Annotated in this window: 14 protein-coding genes; 12 read left to right on the forward strand and 2 right to left on the reverse strand. The window is 45.5% G+C overall.

The features are described 5' to 3' along the window. Positions 1-196: 196 nt before the first annotated feature. The 8 genes from tsaE (at position 197) to hflC (ending at position 9,714) form a co-directional block, all read left to right on the forward strand. Positions 197-661, forward strand: coding sequence for a tRNA (adenosine(37)-N6)-threonylcarbamoyltransferase complex ATPase subunit type 1 TsaE (gene tsaE / locus OCU36_RS01310; protein WP_261838700.1), 465 nt, complete (start codon positions 197-199; stop codon positions 659-661). Further along, positions 655-2,379, forward strand: a complete 1,725-nt coding sequence (locus OCU36_RS01315) for an N-acetylmuramoyl-L-alanine amidase (RefSeq protein ID WP_261838701.1) — start codon at positions 655-657, stop codon at positions 2,377-2,379. Before tsaE ends, OCU36_RS01315 begins: the two co-directional genes overlap by 7 nt. 80 nt (positions 2,380-2,459) lie before the next feature. Beyond that, entirely contained in the window at positions 2,460-4,619 is a 2,160-nt protein-coding gene (mutL, locus tag OCU36_RS01320; protein ID WP_261838702.1) for a DNA mismatch repair endonuclease MutL, read from the forward strand. Positions 4,620-4,762: 143 nt separating this feature from the next. After that, the gene (miaA, locus tag OCU36_RS01325; protein WP_261838703.1) at positions 4,763-5,710 is read left to right on the forward strand and encodes a tRNA (adenosine(37)-N6)-dimethylallyltransferase MiaA; all 948 of its coding nucleotides are present in this window, start codon (positions 4,763-4,765) and stop codon (positions 5,708-5,710) included. Positions 5,711-5,888: 178 nt separating this feature from the next. Continuing rightward, positions 5,889-6,152 carry an RNA chaperone Hfq gene (hfq, locus tag OCU36_RS01330; RefSeq protein ID WP_261838704.1) on the forward strand — a complete coding sequence of 88 codons (264 nt, stop codon included), beginning with the start codon at positions 5,889-5,891 and terminating at the stop codon, positions 6,150-6,152. A gap of 44 nt (positions 6,153-6,196) precedes the next feature. Beyond that, a complete protein-coding gene (gene hflX / locus OCU36_RS01335) occupies positions 6,197-7,504 on the forward strand; it encodes a ribosome rescue GTPase HflX (protein WP_261838705.1) in 1,308 nt (435 codons plus the stop codon). 27 nt (positions 7,505-7,531) lie between these two features. Then, positions 7,532-8,731 carry an FtsH protease activity modulator HflK gene (gene hflK / locus OCU36_RS01340; RefSeq protein WP_261838706.1) on the forward strand — a complete coding sequence of 400 codons (1,200 nt, stop codon included), beginning with the start codon at positions 7,532-7,534 and terminating at the stop codon, positions 8,729-8,731. A 2-nt stretch (positions 8,732-8,733) separates the two neighbouring features. Then, positions 8,734-9,714 (forward strand): protease modulator HflC, encoded by a 981-nt coding sequence (hflC, locus tag OCU36_RS01345; protein WP_261838707.1) that lies wholly within the window; start codon positions 8,734-8,736, stop codon positions 9,712-9,714. A 133-nt stretch (positions 9,715-9,847) separates the two neighbouring features. On the opposite strand, the gene OCU36_RS01350 is transcribed toward hflC, so the two are convergent. Further along, positions 9,848-10,036, reverse strand: coding sequence for a DUF2065 domain-containing protein (locus OCU36_RS01350; protein ID WP_261838708.1), 189 nt, complete (start codon positions 10,034-10,036; stop codon positions 9,848-9,850). 172 nt (positions 10,037-10,208) lie between these two features. On the opposite strand from OCU36_RS01350, the gene OCU36_RS01355 reads away from it, so the two are divergent. The 3 genes from OCU36_RS01355 (at position 10,209) to motX (ending at position 12,461) form a co-directional block, all read left to right on the forward strand. Beyond that, positions 10,209-11,525, forward strand: coding sequence for an adenylosuccinate synthase (locus OCU36_RS01355; protein WP_261838709.1), 1,317 nt, complete (start codon positions 10,209-10,211; stop codon positions 11,523-11,525). Positions 11,526-11,660: 135 nt separating this feature from the next. After that, the gene (locus tag OCU36_RS01360; RefSeq protein WP_261838710.1) at positions 11,661-11,813 is read left to right on the forward strand and encodes a hypothetical protein; all 153 of its coding nucleotides are present in this window, start codon (positions 11,661-11,663) and stop codon (positions 11,811-11,813) included. A 12-nt stretch (positions 11,814-11,825) separates the two neighbouring features. Further along, positions 11,826-12,461, forward strand: a complete 636-nt coding sequence (motX, locus tag OCU36_RS01365; RefSeq protein WP_261838711.1) for a flagellar protein MotX — start codon at positions 11,826-11,828, stop codon at positions 12,459-12,461. 181 nt (positions 12,462-12,642) lie between these two features. Here motX and OCU36_RS01370 read toward each other — a convergent pair whose 3' ends face one another. Further along, the gene (locus tag OCU36_RS01370) at positions 12,643-14,052 is read right to left on the reverse strand and encodes an amidohydrolase (protein WP_261838712.1); all 1,410 of its coding nucleotides are present in this window, start codon (positions 14,050-14,052) and stop codon (positions 12,643-12,645) included. A 246-nt stretch (positions 14,053-14,298) separates the two neighbouring features. Between OCU36_RS01370 and rnr the strand changes: the two genes are divergently transcribed. Continuing rightward, positions 14,299-16,794 carry a ribonuclease R gene (gene rnr / locus OCU36_RS01375; protein WP_261838713.1) on the forward strand — a complete coding sequence of 832 codons (2,496 nt, stop codon included), beginning with the start codon at positions 14,299-14,301 and terminating at the stop codon, positions 16,792-16,794. The last annotated feature ends 104 nt before the right edge of the window (positions 16,795-16,898 follow it).

A 16,898-nucleotide genomic window follows, 5' to 3' on the forward strand; every position in this document is an offset into this window, starting at 1 on the left:
AATTAACATTAGGTTCGGCAAAAATGGGGGCGGATCTTAACGGATCTTAGTGATATTGACCAGAACAGACGTGTTTTGAGTAGTATTTTTCATAGAACTTACACTTGAGTGCTTGTCTCCCAAAAGCATCACGGTTTACTATTCCTATTCTTTTGATTTTTATATAGTCAACGATCGATTTTTAGAGAACGTATTCATGAGCATGAAACAATTTACTTTGAAAGATGAACAAGCAACGATTCAATTGGGAACGAAGCTTTCTCATCTTTGCTCACAGCAGACGACTATTTATCTGCATGGTGATCTTGGCGCAGGTAAAACGACGTTCAGTCGAGGCTTTGTAAAAGCACTGGGTCATCAAGGAAACGTAAAGAGCCCAACGTATACTCTAGTTGAACCTTATCAACTTGCTGATTGGCAGGTGTATCATTTTGATCTTTATCGTTTGGCTGATCCAGAAGAGTTAGAGTTTATGGGGATTCGAGATTACTTTACTCCAGATGCCATCTGCTTGGTTGAATGGCCTGAGAAAGGGTATGGAATGCTACCAGAAGCAGATTTGGATATCGATATTCGCTATCAAGACGATCACCGTGTTGTTTCTTTAACCGCTAACAATGAATATGGACAGCATTTGCTGAGTCAGTTGGAGTTATGTTGATTTCTAAACGCCTTTTTTCAGTAGTAGCTACGACGGTTACTGTTTTCTCTTTATTGTTTTCTTCATTGGTTTCTGCGAATTCATTGCAAGGTTTGAGGGTTTGGCCTTCTCCAGAAGATACGCGTGTGGTTATCGACCTAAAATCAGAAGCGGACTTTAGCTATTTCACCCTGAGTAGCCCGAGTCGTTTAGTGGTCGATTTAAAAAATACCAATCTTGCGACTAAATTGCCTGTCGTGGTAACGGATAGTCCTATTCTGTCGAAAGTTCGTAAAAGTTCGCCACCAGACAAGAGTACTTACCGATTAGTGTTTGAGTTGAAGAAATCCTCTAAAGCCGATTTGTTTAAACTAAGCCCAACCCCCGGTGGTCAATACGGACATCGCTTGGTGATTGATTTTCCACACGGAGCGATAAGTAAGGGCGCGTCAGCTTCGACACCGAGTAAACCAACGGTGAGTAAAAGCATTAATCAAGTTAAGCGCCAACGAGAGGTTCTGATTATTGTCGACCCTGGTCATGGTGGTGAAGACCCAGGTTCGATTGGCCCATCGCGTAAATATGAAAAAAATGCCACTCTGAGTATTGCTCGTAAGCTGGCTGCACAGTTGAATGCTGTTCCTGGAATCAAGACACGTTTAACGCGCAATGGCGACTACTATGTGAACCTTAATCGACGTGTTGCGATTGCGCGTGAGAACCAAGCTCACTTGTTGATCTCTATTCACGCTGATGCTTTTACGACACCGAGACCACAAGGCGGCTCAGTCTTTGTGTTGAATACGCGACGTGCTAATACGGAAATTTCGCGCTGGATTGAACACAAAGAGAGACAGTCTGAATTGTTGGGCGGCAGTGGGACGGCTTTCACTGGCAATATTGATGATAAGAACGTTAACCAAACGCTGCTTGATCTACAGTTTAGCCATTCTCAAAAAGAAGGGTATAAGTTGGCCACCGACATTCTGTCTGAGATGGGTAAGGTTGCAAAGCTGCATAACAGCAAGCCGATTAACACCAGCTTAGCGGTATTACGTTCACCACAAATCCCATCAGTCTTGATTGAAACTGGTTTTATATCGAATCCGACCGAAGAGAAGCTCCTTTTCCAACGTTCGCACCAAGATAAATTGGCGCATGCTATAACGAAAGCAGTCGTTAAGTATTTAAAGGCTAATCCACCTGAAGGGATTATCTTGTCGAACGTAACGTCATCAACGGCTAGCGTGAGTCAACATAAAGTGTCTCGTGGTGAGTCTTTATCAGTGATTGCAAGTAAATATGGCACGTCGACACAGGCGTTGATGACATTCAACAACCTGAAATCGAGCAGCCTAGCCGTTGGTCAAGTGTTAAAGATTCCAAGTCGTTCTCAAGGTTCTTCCACGCCAAGCCGTGCAGTAAAAACGGAGACGATAACCCACACGGTTAAACCTGGAGAATACTTAGGCAAGGTCGCCGCTCGCTATAAAGTCTCGGTGGCGGATATTAAACGTGAAAATCGCTTAACCTCAGAAACACTCAAGGTCGGGCAAAAGTTACGTATTACGGTTGCAGTGAAAGATGTTCCTCTACGCAAACACAAAGTTGCAAGAGGTGATTATCTTGGCAAGATAGCCTCTAAGTATGGCGTGAGCGTTGACAATATCCGCAAAGCGAATAATTTACGATCAGATAGTTTAGCGGTGGGTCAGGTGCTGATTATTCCGCACAAATAGTCTAAGCAACACCTAACGACTCCACGCGAGCGAAAAGAAAGTAAAGTGTTTCCATCAATGGCAGTGAGGTAGCTATACATATGACGATCAAAATACTGCCAGCTCGGTTAGCCAACCAAATAGCCGCAGGTGAAGTGGTAGAAAGACCCGCTTCTGTTGTCAAAGAGTTGGTTGAGAACAGTTTGGATTCAGGGGCGACACGTATCGATATTGATATTGAGAAAGGTGGCGCCAAGATGATCCGGGTTCGTGACAACGGCAAGGGCATCGTCAAAGATGAGCTTGCCTTAGCCCTGAGCCGTCATGCTACCTCTAAAATACATACGCTTGATGACCTTGAGGCGATCGTCAGCCTTGGTTTCCGTGGCGAAGCGCTGGCGAGTATCAGCTCAGTCGCGCGCTTGACCATGACGTCTCGACCTGCGACTCAAGAACAAGCTTGGGCGGCGCACAGTGAAGGCCGTGATATGCAGGTAAAATTACAGCCTGCGGCGCATCCTATTGGCACCTCGGTCGAGGTTTTGGATCTGTTCTTCAATACGCCAGCAAGACGTAAGTTTTTGCGAACGGAAAAAACCGAGTTTACGCACATTGATGAGCTGCTTAAACGTATTGCGCTAAGCCGCTTTGATGTCACGATCAATCTTCGCCATAACGGTAAAATGATTCGTCAGTACCGTGCGGCCAAAACCGATGTTCAAGCCGAGAAACGTATTGCTGCGGTGTGTGGTCATGCTTTTGTTCGTCATATGCTTAAGATTGAGCTAGTGCATCAAGGGCTCAAGCTTCATGGTTGGATCACAACACCCGAAGGAGCAAGACAGCAAAGCGATCTGCAATACTGCTATGTCAATGGTCGTATGATGCGTGACAAACTGATTAATCACGCGATTCGCCAAAGCTATGAAACCAGCCTGCGTCCAGACCAATTCGCAACGTATGTGTTGTTCATCGAGCTGGACCCGCATCAAGTCGATGTGAATGTTCACCCCGCCAAACACGAAGTACGTTTTCATCAAGCACGCCTTGTGCATGATTTTATTTATCAAGCATTGAGTGATGGTCTGGCACAAAGCAAGCAAATCGATGCTGCTCCACTAAACCAGTCTGCATTTCACCCATCTTCAGATGTTGAGCATTATCAGCAAGAGGGGGGCGTTTCTGACTCTAATGATGCGACGAATCTTTCCGAGCAAGAAGACAGGTTACCTTGCAACTCAGATCAAAGCGTTGTTTCAGAGAGCGTTCGACATGCGATTGAGCAAACGCCGGCCTACCCAAGAAAAGCTGAATCTGAACAAGCTTATGATAAGCCTCAAGCTCGCATTAACGATGGGGGGCAACGCTATACTTCCTCTGCTAACCGAGGTTCGTCTGAGCGTGAAACCCATTTTAGTGCCTCTCCCCGTCAAGAGTGGATAGAGTCTCGCCCACCCCCGAAAAAAGCAAAAGAGTCGCAGCAGCACCATGCTGATCCAGCACCCTCTAAGCGTGAAGTGAAAGCCTACAAAGAGCTTTTGAAAACACCAGATTTTGATGGGCAAACGCGGTTAGAGGGGGCACAGAGAAACAGCGAATCTCAGCACGCTAACGTGATAGTGAATGAGTCTCTCGATATTGAGCCCGTCGATACTCAATCCATCAACAAACCAAGAGTTCCGATCACTGATTTAGGCAAAGCCGTTGCGATTGTGGAACGTCAGTACCTGGTGATGGGTAATAAGAATGGCTGTGTGCTGGTTTCCTTGGCTAAGGCCGAGTTATTGCGTGTTGTTGGTCAGCTTGATACTCGCGGTGGTGCGTTAAAAAGCCAACCGCTATTAGTACCTTTATCGATTAAGCTTGGTCGTGAACTTGTTGAGGTGGCGAAGGCACTGAGCTCAACATTGGCGTTGCTGGGGATTGAGCTTAAAGTTCGAAACAGTGAGGCGTTGATGGTGATGGGCGTGCCTTCTCCTTTGAGACAGCAAAATTTACAAATTTTGATCCCAGATCTGTTATCGTACGCGGCTTCAATAAATGCTCAAAGTAGCGTGAAGTTGGCTAACAACATGTTGCCATCGTTGGTCAACTGGATAGGGATTCAAACCGCACAAGTAAAAAGCGACTACACTTTATCTGAAGCGGTTCAACTCGTTGGGGAACTTGAACAACTTTGGCATGGTCTACTTCCATTAGATGATCCCGAGTTTGTTAATCCTATCGACTTCTCAGCGACTATTTCAGCATTTATGAGTTAGTTGATGAGTAAACTGAGCTTGTTTACGGCTGTGGCTGTTGATGATTTCACTTTTTGCGATGGCACTCCTTTGTAACTGAAGGTATCGCGATACAAAGCCCTTTGCTATAAAGCGCTATTACAGAGAAACAAATACTAAATATCATGACTGAAAAATTACCTTTAGCGTTGTTTTTAATGGGCCCGACGGCATCAGGAAAAACAGATTTAGCTATCCGCTTACGTCAGAAATACCCGGTAGAGATCATCAGTGTTGATTCGGCATTGATCTATAAAGACATGGATATTGGCACCGCTAAACCTGATGCGGAAGAGCTTAAGCTCGCCCCCCATCGTTTGATTGATATTCTGGATCCAAGTGAAGCATATTCTGCGGCAGATTTTCGTCGCGATGCGATCAATGAAATGAATAAAATTGTAGCGGAAGGCAAAATTCCGCTACTTGTTGGCGGCACCATGTTGTATTACAAGGCATTGTTGGAAGGTTTATCGCCACTACCCGCCGCCGATCATGAGATTCGTAAGCAGATTGAAGCGGAATCGATCGAACAAGGTTGGCACGCTCTGCATGATCAATTAAGAGAGATAGATCCCGTATCCGCTGAAAGAATACACCCAAATGATCCACAAAGGCTTTCAAGGGCATTGGAAGTTTATAGAATTTCGGGTAAAACATTAACAGAGCTAACTCAAACGAAAGGCGATAGCCTGCCATTTCGTGTTAAACAATTTGCTATAGCTCCCAAGGAAAGGGCTGAACTCCATCGTCGCATTGAGTTGCGTTTCGATAAGATGATAGAAGCGGGATTTGAAGAGGAAATGAAGGCGTTGTACGCCAGAGAAGATCTTCACCCCGAACTGCCATCGATTCGATGCGTTGGTTATCGGCAGATGTGGGACTATTTAGACGGTAATTGCACTTTAGATGAAGCGGTTTTTCGTGGTGTCTGTGCAACCCGTCAGTTGGCCAAGCGACAAATTACCTGGTTGCGCAGCTGGAATGATTTAACTTGGTTAGATAGCGAAAACATTGAACACGCGCTAGAAACTCTTTCAGATGCAATAGCATCTGATGAGCATAGCTGTGTATAATGTGATCGCTTTTGCGTGAATATACTCTGGCAAGGATCCGTTATTGAGGCTTTTAAGAAATCACAGCCTTTCAATAACAACGGAGTTTTTTTATTCATTTAGCTCAGATGCAAAGGCCGCACCTTTTTGTGCACCACTAGCTAAATAATTACAACAAAATACAAATAAGGAAAATAAAATGGCTAAGGGGCAATCGCTACAAGACCCATTCCTAAATGCACTCCGCCGTGAGCGTATTCCAGTCTCTATCTATCTTGTCAACGGCATTAAGCTACAAGGTCAGATCGAGTCTTTCGATCAATTCGTGATCTTATTGAAAAATACGGTAAACCAAATGGTTTACAAGCATGCGATCTCTACCGTGGTTCCTGCTCGTGCAGTGAGTCACCACAGCGGTGAGCAACGTGCGGCTTCTGATCGTCCAGAGAAGACTGAAGATTAATCGTTTAATTGATACAGCTTACGCTGTAATAAGGAGTGGGTTGCTTGTTTGACCGTTATGAAGCAGGTGAGCGAGCCGTACTTGTTCATATCAACTTCACGCAAGAGGGAGAATGGGAAGACCTAAGCGAATGTGAAATGCTGGTCTCCTCTGCCGGGGTAGAAACGCTACAAGTCATTACAGGTAGCCGACAATCCCCGCTCCCTAAATACTACGTTGGAGAGGGTAAAGCCCTAGAAATCGCTCAAGCCGTTCAGTTGACCGGGGCTGAAATTGTGATTTTTAACCATTCTCTCTCTCCTGCCCAAGAGCGAAATCTGGAACAGTTGTGCAAATGTCGTGTGATTGATCGCACGGGCTTAATCTTAGATATCTTTGCACAGCGTGCACGAACTCACGAAGGTAAGTTACAAGTTGAGCTTGCTCAGCTTCGTCATATTTCTACCCGATTGATTCGTGGTTGGACTCACCTCGAAAGGCAAAAAGGGGGTATTGGTCTTCGTGGTCCAGGTGAAACTCAACTGGAAACCGATCGACGCTTGTTGCGTGACCGTATAAAAGCAATATTACGTCGTTTGGCGAAAGTGGCTAAACAGCGTGAACAAGGACGACGTGCTCGTCATCGAGCTGAAATCCCAACGATTTCTTTGGTTGGTTATACCAACGCAGGAAAATCAACACTTTTCAATCGCATCACCAGTGCCGGTGTTTATGCGGCAGACCAACTGTTTGCCACTCTAGACCCAACACTGCGCAAGATTGATTTGGCAGATGTCGGGCCGGCAATTCTCGCAGACACCGTCGGTTTTATCCGTCATCTACCACACGATTTAGTTGCGGCATTCAAGGCAACGTTACAAGAGACGCAGGAAGCTGACATTTTGTTACATGTTGTTGATGCCAGTGATGACCGCTTTCGTGAGAACATTCAGGCGGTTCATGAAGTATTAGAAGAAATCGATGCTCATGAAGTGCCGACCCTTGTAGTCATGAATAAAATTGACTGCATGGAAGATCAAAAACCTCGAATTGAAAGAGACGAAGAGGGCGCACCTCGCGCTGTTTGGGTTTCAGCAATGGAAGGAGAAGGTATTGAACTGCTGTTTGAAGCTTTAACTGAGCGTTTAGCGAGTCAGATGGTTCAATTCCGGTTGTGCATTCCCCATCAACATCAGGGCCGAATTCGTAGTTTATTCTTTGAGATGAAATGTATTCAACAGGAAGAGTATGATGAAAATGGTAACTTGTTGATAGATATCCGAATGCAACAAATAGATTGGTCTAAACTTGAAAAAAGAGAAGGGGCGCTCTTAGGTGACTTTATCGTTACCAAAGAGACTGCTACAGTATAACGTCATATCAAATGATGGAGCTTTCTAATGGCGTGGAATGAGCCTGGAAATAACAACAACGGCGATAATAACGGCCGCGATAACGACCCTTGGGGTAAGAACAATAATCGCGGCGGCCGAGATCAAGGACCGCCAGATTTAGACGAGGTGTTTAGTAAACTGAGTCAAAAATTAGGTGGCAAGTTTGGTAAAAAAGGTGGTAACGGTAACGGGGCCTCGAGTGGTGGCGGTGCGATTGGCTTTGGTGTCATTGCCGTTATTGCGATTGCTATCTGGTTCTTCTCTGGTTTCTATACCGTTGGCGAAGCAGAAAGAGCGGTCGTACTTCGACTGGGTCAATTCGACCGTATCGAAGAGCCGGGTCTTAACTGGCGCCCTCGCTTCATTGATGAAATCAAAGACGAACAGCTCGTAAACGTTCAAGCGATTCGTTCTCTACGTGCGTCAGGCACCATGCTGACCAAAGACGAAAACGTTGTGACTGTTGAAATGGGTGTTCAATACCGTATTTCTGACCCATACAAGTACTTGTATCGTGTGACGAATGCGGACGACAGTTTACGTCAAGCGACAGACTCTGCGCTTCGTGCGGTTATTGGTGATTCACTAATGGATAGTATCCTAACCAGTGGTCGTCAACAGATTCGCCAAAGCACTCAAAAAACACTCAACCGTATTATCGATAGCTACGATATGGGCATTCTTATTGTTGATGTGAACTTCCAGTCAGCACGTCCACCTGAGCAAGTGAAAGATGCATTTGATGATGCTATTGCTGCTCGTGAGGATGAAGAACGTTTCGAACGTGAAGCTGAAGCATACCGAAATGATATTCTTCCAAAGGCAACAGGTCGTGCTGAACGTTTGAAGAAAGAAGCGGTGGGTTATTCTGAGCGCATAGTTAACGGTGCTTTAGGTCAAGTGGCTCAGTTCGAGAAACTGCTGCCTGAATACCAAGCAGCGCCTGAAGTAACACGTAACCGTATGTACCTAGATACAATGGAAAAAGTGTACTCAAGCACATCGAAAGTTCTGATTGATTCTGAATCAAGTGGTAATTTGTTGTACTTACCAATTGATAAGCTAGGCGCTCAAGGTGGAGCTCAGTCGGGTAACCGCCCAGCAAAAGTGCCGTCGACTTACGATAAAATTGAACTAGAAACTCAAGCCGATCCAAAGTCTAGCACTCAAACTCGTTCAGATAGTTCACGTCAAGGGAGATACTAGTAATGCGTAAGTTAATGATCCCTGTATTGGTTGTTGTGTTGGCTTTAATGTTAATGTCAGTGTTTGTGATTCATGAAGGCGAGCGCGGTATCGTGATTCGTTTTGGCCGTGTATTGAAAGATAGCAATGAGATCTCTCGTATCCATGAGCCTGGTTTGCATTTTAAGCTGCCACTGTTTGACCGAGTGAAAACTCTGGACGCTCGTATCCAAACAATGGACGGCCGTTCTGACCGCTTTGTAACGTCTGAGAAAAAAGACGTTATCATCGATTCTTACGTTAAATGGCGTATCAAAGACTTCGGTCAATATTACTTAGCAACCGGTGGTGGTAACTCTCTGACGGCTCAGGCGCTTCTTGAGCGCAAAGTCACGGATGTATTACGTTCTGAAATCGGTTCTCGTGAAATCAAGCAGATCGTTTCTGGTCCACGTAATAAAGATGTATTACCGGAAGCTGACGATGCTGACGTAGTGACAACTGAAGCGGCTAAAGAAGCGTTAGAAGTTGATGGTCAGCGCGATAAGATCATGGAAAACGTCTTGTCTGATACTCGTGAGAGTGCATTGAAAGATCTGGGTGTTGAAGTGGTTGACTTCCGTATGAAGAAAATCAACCTTCCAGACAACATCAGTGACTCAATCTACAAGCGTATGCGTGCAGAGCGTGAGTCGGTTGCTCGTAAACACCGTTCTCAAGGTCGTGAAAAAGCGGAAATCATCCGCGCTCAAGCTGAGCTAGAAGTGGCAACAGTTCTTGCTGAAGCTGACCGTACTGCTCGAGTGACTCGTGGTGATGCTGATGCAAAAGCGGCGAAGATCTACTCTGATGCTTTCAGTAAAGATCCTGAGTTCTACAGTTTCATGCGTTCGCTGCAAGCTTATGAAACATCATTTAGCGATAAGAGCGACATTCTGGTATTGGATCCGAAGACAGACTTCTTCCAATACATGAACCAAGCAAATGGTGCTCCAGCAAAATAAGTGGATTCGTTAATCTATTAACGAAGTACATAGAAATCAAAAGGCTCCTATTACGGGAGCCTTTTTGTTTTTATTCTTTTGCAGGTTGCATCTTCGAGGGAAATCGAACGGCAGAGTCGTACTTTAAGAAAACCTAGTGATAAGTCATAAAAGCGATAACTGCTCCAGCGACAACAAGACAACCTCCAATACGGCGCAGTTGAGTGTCTGGCTGTTGACTGAGCTGTGCGACCATATTTCTCCAGCCGTTTGGCGCAAGTAAGGGACCGAGCCCTTCAACGATAAGAACGAGGCCAATGGCAAGCCAAATTGAATGAGACATAATGCTGCCTTTTGTTTATAAAAGTATAATGATATCAGTATCTTTATATATCTGCCCTTAGTTATCGCTGGTTTATTTTTGAACAGATTTAACCGTAATGAACAAAAAATGACTGCAAGAAATGTGATTCGGTGCTAGAATCCATTTTTAACTAGCAACAGAAATTGGAAAGATGGGAAATAACGTAGTTGTTCTGGGCACCCAATGGGGTGACGAAGGGAAAGGTAAAATCGTTGACCTTTTAACTGAAGATGCAAAATACGTGGTTCGCTACCAAGGCGGTCACAATGCAGGTCATACACTTGTAATTGGCGGTGAAAAAACCGTTCTTCACTTAATTCCATCAGGTATCCTACGCGATAACGTTAAATGTGTTATCGGTAACGGTGTAGTATTATCGCCTGACGCACTTCTTAAAGAAATGAAACCTCTTGAAGATCGCGGTATTCCAGTACGTGAACGTCTTTTCATCTCTGAAGCTTGTCCTCTAATTCTTCCGTACCACATTGCAATCGACAACGCGCGTGAAGTCGCTCGTGGCGCTAAAGCTATCGGTACAACGGGTCGTGGTATCGGTCCAGCTTACGAAGATAAAGTTGCTCGTCGCGGTCTACGTGTTGGCGACCTTTTCGATAAAGAAGCCTTTGCTGAGAAGCTAAAAGTCGTGATGGAGTTCCACAACTTCCAACTAGAGCACTTCTATAAAGCTGAAACAGTAAGCTACGAAGAAGTACTTGAGCAAGCGATGGGCTACGCAGACATGTTAACTGCGATGGTTATCGACGTAACAGACGAACTAGACGCAGCACGCAAGCGCGGCGACAAAATCATGTTCGAAGGTGCTCAAGGTACGCTACTTGATATCGACCACGGTACTTACCCATACGTAACGTCTTCTAATACAACGGCTGGTGGTGTTGCTGCTGGTTCGGGTTTCGGTCCTCGTCACATCGGCTATATCCTTGGTATCACTAAGGCTTACTGTACTCGTGTTGGTTCAGGTCCATTCCCAACTGAGCTATACGATGGCCTTGAGAAGCAAGATCCAGTCGGTAAGCACCTAGGTGAAGTTGGCCACGAATTTGGCGCAACAACCGGTCGTCTACGTCGTACTGGTTGGTTCGATGCTGTCGCTATGCGCCGCGCAATCCAAATCAACTCTCTATCTGGTATCTGTCTAACTAAATTAGACGTTCTAGATGGCCTAGAAGAACTAAAAATCTGTACTGGTTACAAGATGAAAGACGGTTCTATTCTAGAGGTTTCTCCAATGGCTGCTGAGTCGTTCGAAGAAGCAACACCAATCTACGAAACAATGCCAGGTTGGAGTGAAAATACATTTGGTGCTAAGACCATTGATGGGCTTCCAAAAGCCGCTCTTGACTACATCAAGCGTATTGAAGATCTGACAGGTGTTCCAATTGATATTATATCAACGGGCCCTGATCGTAATGAAACGATCATCAAGGTTCACCCATACGGCGTGTAATGCTTGTTTGAATTGATTATCACATGGCACTAATAGTGCGTTGTGAGTCAATAGTTTCTAAAAGCCGACTTTATTAAGTCGGCTTTTTAGTACCTGAAATTTAACCGCACAGCACTGAGTGGTGAACTTTTATGCGTGATTAGGCAGAAAATTGCCGGTGTGTGGCAACTTTTGTCTAAAGCCATCAAGGTTATTGCCGATACAGATATCATGGAAAGTGAAGTTCACCCTATTTTGTTACGTGCAGATACTGCCGTTACCTCAATAGATAACTTTAGTGACAGATAACAGAGTGCAGGTATGAAGCTACAAATTGTGGCAGCTTCATTGATAATGGCGCTGATCTCACCCTTGAGTCATGCAAATTTGACTGATGTGGGAGACCCCGTTCCAATATATACAGAAGCTGAGCTGATTAAGTTAATTGAAAATAATCAACACCTTGAACGTGTAAAAGCTGATCAATGTCAGCTAGTAGAAGATATTGTTGCGCGTGCAACACGTATTAATTTGCCTTCTTATGAGTTTTTATACGGAGACATGTTGGCGTGGGGCGTGTGTGTGCCACAAGATGTAGAGCTAGGCCTTTACTACATGGAGAGTGCCGCACATCAAGGTTTACCCGCGGCACTAGAGCAGTTAGGGCGTTATTACTCTCGTGGTACCTTGGTTCAGCAAGACAAAGAGCGCGCGATTCCTTATCTACGTGAGGCGGCTGCTATGGGGAATCTGAATGCCAGTATCCACTTAGCGGAACTTTTGCTGCATGATTATGGTAGCCCATTGGATTATGAAGATGCCTATCGCTGGTTGTATAACTCAGTAACGGCGGATCAAAGACAGCATAAACGCATCGCTATGCTTAGAAGCGGTTTAGAGCAGAGAATGCCAGACAATATTATTGCGCGAGCAAAACGCCGAGACGTATTCTGGTAATCGCCATCTCTATCTAGGGACAGTCAATGCTGAATAGACTTGATGATCAACACCTGCACTCGTAAATCATCAATCTCAATGCAGAGAAAAATAGAAAGGCCTCGTTGGTGAGTATCAACGAGGCCTTTTTGATCTGAACGAATATAATTATTCGAACAAAGTAGAATTTTCTGATAAGTCGTTATTGAACAACTTCACCAGACTTAATGACCGTTTCACGAACAATGTTAGTAAAATCGAGCGCTTCTTGACGAATCTTGTTTTCATCGACGGTTAACATGTTGCGGTCTTGCATGATGAGCTTACCGTCAACAATCGTATGGCGAACATTACCCGAGTTAGCCGAGTAGACTAATGCTGAGTATGGGTTATATATTGGAATCATATTGGGAGCTTTAGTATCGATCACGATGATATCGGCGAGCTTACCCGTCTCAAGAGAGCCGATCTTATCTTCCATGTGCAGTGCTTTTGCCGCGCCCATGGTTGCCATATCGATCACTTTGATTGGAGGCATTGCTGCTCGATCTTTGTTGACTAACTTATGAACCTTAGCCACTTGGTTGAACTCATCGATGGTGCTCAGCGTGTTGCCCGACATTGGTCCATCGGTCCCTAAACCAATACGTACATTTTCGTCATACATCTTAAGTGCTGGTGATACGCCTTTTGCTGACTTGATGTTGGCACTCATGTTATGAGCAACGCCCATATCTGATTTCTTCACCAGTTCGATATCATGATCATCCACTAGGATCATGTGTGCACCAATAAGGTTCTTATTCAGTGCACCGATGCTATCCATGTACTGAACAGGAGATAACCCTCCTGAACGCTCGGCGATTTTCTCTTTTTCACGGTGTGATTCGGCGAGGTGAATCATGACCGGAACATCTAAATCTAAAGACAGTTTAGAGATTTTTTGCAGAACCTCTGTGGTATTCGTGTAAGGTGCATGTGGAGCAAAAGCGGGTGTGATGCGCGGGTGATCTTTGTATTCATCAATGAAGTTCAACGCGTATTTGATGCCTTCTTCTGCGTTCGCAGCATCGGCGACTGGGAACTTAATCACCGTTTCGCCGAGGATGGCACGCATGCCGATTTTATCGACGGTTTTCGCGACTTCATCTTCAAAGTAGTACATATCGGCGTAAGTCGTCACACCGCCTTTCACCATTTCGACGTTCCCTAGGTTAGCACCAATGCGCACCATGTCTCGGGACACCAGTTTTTTCTCTAATGGGAAGATGTAGCGGTGAAGGCGATCGGGCACATCATCGGCCAACGAACGGAAAACCGTCATTGATACGTGAGTATGAGTATTAATGAGACCGGGCATCACGATATCGCCATCCACATCTAACACTTGCTTTGCTTGGTACTGTTTCTCTAATGAAGCGTCACCCACGGCAATAATTTTATTGTCTTTCACGACAACCGTTCCGTGCTCATAAACCGTTTTGTCTTGGTTCATAGTAAGAACCATCGCATCGGTAATCATTAAGTCCGCTTTTTCCATTGCAGAACTCGCAAAAGGAAAGAGAGTGAGGCTTGCTATGGCTGAAGCCATAAGGGTACGTTTTAGTTTCATATCAATACTCAGAACAGGAGTGGATAAATTGCGTGGATAATAGTGTATTTCACTCATGGCGCAAACGTTTGTTTTGCCATTTTTTTAAAATCATAATGATCAACGTGGTGAGAAAATAAGTTTCACTGAGTCAGCATAGCCATCAATCTGAGGTTATTTTGGGCTTTTCCAAAGCATATCTGTAGCTTACCTCTAGCATCAGATATACTAGGGGTATATACCTTCCTTGCTTAAGCAGGCCCGCCTATGTCAAAAAACACACCGATGCCAGAAAATACGACAACCACTGTTGATCCTTTTGCTGACCGAGAGTCGAAAAACTACGAAAACCCAGTCCCAAGCCGAGAGTTCATTATTTCGTTTCTAACAGAGGCGAATATTCCGATGAACCGCAACGATCTATTCGAAGCTTTGGGTTTGACTGGAGAGGATCAATATGAAGGGCTACGCCGCCGTTTACGTGCAATGGAGCGTGATGGGCAGCTTATCTTTACCCGTCGTCAGTGCTACGCATTGCCTGAGAAGATGGAGCTGATCAAAGGCTATGTAATTGGTCATAAAGACGGTCATGGCTGGGTACGCCCAGACGGCAGTGTCGGTAAAGACAACGACATCGTGCTGCCGCACCATCAGATGAAAACCATCATGCACGGTGATTACGTATTGGTTCAGCCGACTGACAACAGTAAGCGTGGTCGTCGTGAGGGGCGCTTGGTTCGTGTGCTTGAAGAGCGCACAACACCACTTGTTGGTCGCTTCTTCTTAGAGTACGGCCATTCTTATGTTGTGGCTGATGATTCGCGTATCAGTCATGATATTCAGATCCCAACAGAGCATAAAGGCGGTGCTCGAATGGGTAATGTGGTTGTGGTTGAAATTACGGATCGCGGTGGTCGCTCTCGAAACATGATGGGTAAAGTCACCGAAGTGCTTGGTGAAAACATGGCGCCGGGTATGGAAACGCAGATCGCGATCCGTACTCACCAGATCCCACAAGAGTGGCCTGAAGCGGTAGATAAGCAAATCGAAAACCTCGGTGAGGATGTTCCTGAAGAAGCAAAAGAAGGACGTGTTGATCTGCGTAAGCTGCCATTGGTTACCATTGATGGTGAAGATGCGCGTGACTTCGATGATGCGGTTTACTGTGAAGCGAAGAAAGGCGGCGGCTGGCGTCTATGGGTGGCGATTGCTGACGTAAGTTACTACGTTCGCCCAGATACGGCGCTAGACAAAGAAGCGATTAACCGAGGTAACTCGGTATACTTCCCATCACAAGTCGTGCCAATGCTGCCAGAAGTACTTTCTAACGGCCTATGTTCGTTGAACCCTCAAGTCGACCGTTTATGTATGGTGTGTGAGATGACTATCTCAGACAAAGGTAAGCTGTCGGGTTACAAGCACTACGAAGCAGTAATGAACTCTCATGCTCGTCTTACTTATAACAAAGTAGGCGCGATCTTAGATGGCAATGAAGAACTTCGTGAGCGTTACGAGCCAGAAGTACCGCATCTTGAAGAACTGCACAAAATGTACAAAGTTCTTAAGAAAACGCGTGATGAGCGTGGCGCGATTGAGTTTGAAACGGTAGAAACCAAATTTATCTTCAATGCGGATCGTAAGATTGACCGTATTGAACCGGTCATCCGTAACGATGCACACAAGATCATCGAAGAGTGTATGATTTTGGCGAACATCGCATCGGCATCTTACGTCGAGAAAGCGAAAGAGCCTGCTCTGTACCGTGTTCACGAAACTCCGGGCGAAGAGCGCTTAATGGGCTTCAAGAGCTTCTTAAGTGAATTAGGTTTAACGCTGGAAGGTGGTCTGTCGCCATCACCAGTAGACTATGCACAATTGATGCAACAGATTAACGAACGTGAAGACCGTGAATTAATCCAAACCATGCTACTTCGCTCAATGAAGCAAGCAGTCTACAACGCGGATAACGCGGGTCACTTTGGCTTAGCCCTTAAACGCTATGCTCACTTTACCTCGCCGATTCGTCGTTACCCTGACTTGCTACTGCACCGTGCGATTAAGTACCTCATTGCGAAAGAAGGTGGCCGTAACAGCGAACGTTGGACGCCAACCGGTGGTTACCACTACACTTTCGATGATATGGACTTCTACGGCGAGCAGTGTTCAATGACTGAGCGTCGTGCTGATGACGCAACGCGTGAAGTCAACGACTGGTTGAAGTGTGAATACATGCAAGACCATGTTGGCGAAGTGATGGATGGCGTGATTGCCAACGTGACTGGCTTCGGCTTCTTTGTTCGTCTCACTGAGCTGCACATTGATGGCTTGGTACATATCTCAGCGCTAGCGAATGATTACTACCAATTTGATGCTGTTGGTCAGCGTCTAGTAGGTGAAAGCTCTGGTAATGTCTACCGCTTGGGGGATTCAGTTAAAGTGAAGGTTTCGGCGGTTAATTTAGAAACTCGCCAAATTGACTTTGACTTAGAAGACACCGATCGTCAGCCGCGAGGTAAAGGTAAAACAGCCAAAAAGCGTGCAGCCGAAGCGATGAAAAAAGCCAAAAGTAAGAAGCGCTCCGCGGTTAAAAGTCATCAACCGGGCGTTGCGGCTAAGCCTTTAGTCGAGCCGACTAAGCGACCAGATGGAAGCAGCGAAAGCTCGGCTAAAAAGAAAAAGCCCGCGAATAAAACCGGTGCAGCGAAAGCTCGCGCCAAGAAAAAACGCTCGGCAAGCCGGAAACCAAAGGCTGATAAGTCTTAAGACTGATAGATCTTAAGGTTAATAAGGCGCTTGGCTAATCTGGTTTAGTGCCTAACTAATTTTATGCGAGAGTATCAGGCGCAAGACGCATGCTCTCGAAATGA

The organism is Vibrio artabrorum (assembly GCF_024347295.1).
Taxonomy (GTDB): domain Bacteria; phylum Pseudomonadota; class Gammaproteobacteria; order Enterobacterales; family Vibrionaceae; genus Vibrio; species Vibrio artabrorum.

Bases quoted from the DNA above. Each gene is read 5' to 3' on its own strand.
- OCU36_RS01370 (WP_261838712.1), bottom strand. From the start codon at position 14,052: ATGAAACTAAAACGTACCCTTATGGCTTCAGCCATAGCAAGCCTCACT.
- tsaE (WP_261838700.1), top strand. From the start codon at position 197: ATGAGCATGAAACAATTTACTTTGAAAGATGAACAAGCAACGATTCAA.
- OCU36_RS01350 (WP_261838708.1), bottom strand. From the start codon at position 10,036: ATGTCTCATTCAATTTGGCTTGCCATTGGCCTCGTTCTTATCGTTGAA.
- hflK (WP_261838706.1), top strand. From the start codon at position 7,532: ATGGCGTGGAATGAGCCTGGAAATAACAACAACGGCGATAATAACGGC.
- miaA (WP_261838703.1), top strand. From the start codon at position 4,763: ATGACTGAAAAATTACCTTTAGCGTTGTTTTTAATGGGCCCGACGGCA.
- OCU36_RS01355 (WP_261838709.1), top strand. From the start codon at position 10,209: ATGGGAAATAACGTAGTTGTTCTGGGCACCCAATGGGGTGACGAAGGG.
- mutL (WP_261838702.1), top strand. From the start codon at position 2,460: ATGACGATCAAAATACTGCCAGCTCGGTTAGCCAACCAAATAGCCGCA.
- motX (WP_261838711.1), top strand. From the start codon at position 11,826: ATGAAGCTACAAATTGTGGCAGCTTCATTGATAATGGCGCTGATCTCA.
- rnr (WP_261838713.1), top strand. From the start codon at position 14,299: ATGTCAAAAAACACACCGATGCCAGAAAATACGACAACCACTGTTGAT.
- hfq (WP_261838704.1), top strand. From the start codon at position 5,889: ATGGCTAAGGGGCAATCGCTACAAGACCCATTCCTAAATGCACTCCGC.
- OCU36_RS01315 (WP_261838701.1), top strand. From the start codon at position 655: ATGTTGATTTCTAAACGCCTTTTTTCAGTAGTAGCTACGACGGTTACT.
- hflC (WP_261838707.1), top strand. From the start codon at position 8,734: ATGCGTAAGTTAATGATCCCTGTATTGGTTGTTGTGTTGGCTTTAATG.